The sequence below is a fragment of the Vibrio ichthyoenteri ATCC 700023 genome, assembly GCF_000222605.1.
Classification (GTDB): domain Bacteria; phylum Pseudomonadota; class Gammaproteobacteria; order Enterobacterales; family Vibrionaceae; genus Vibrio; species Vibrio ichthyoenteri.
The window spans coordinates 1-346 of record NZ_AFWF01000305.1; the positions used below are offsets into that span (position 1 = coordinate 1).

1 protein-coding gene is annotated in these 346 nt (G+C 37.0%); it reads left to right on the forward strand.

Features of this window, described 5'->3' with window-relative positions:
- The coding region (locus tag RH85_RS23130) for a hypothetical protein (RefSeq protein ID WP_006714577.1) at nucleotides 1-296 on the forward strand (296 nt) is incomplete at its 5' end.
- Nucleotides 297-346 lie beyond the last annotated feature (50 nt).

The window sequence follows — 346 nt, forward strand, 5'->3', positions numbered from 1 at the left end:
GCAAACAGCAATATGAAGGATATTTTACATACGGGAGTGAGGTTTCTGATTTTCGCTCATGTGGAACAAACGAAATATTTTGGTTAAACGGTGAACAAAAACAAATGGAGATCATTGAGCAAGCTTCACTAGCAAAAGCTCAAAAGATCGGAGAGCCGTATCAGGAAATCTATGTACTGTTTTCAGGATTTCCAGAAAACCGAAAACCAGTAGGCTTTGAAGAAGAAACTAATGGTTTAATCTTTATGACAGAACTCATCAAATCGTCTAGTCAGACAAAAGAAGGGTGTAAGTAATAATTACATACCAAAGGCTTGGTCATTCACCAAGCCTTTTTATTAGCTCT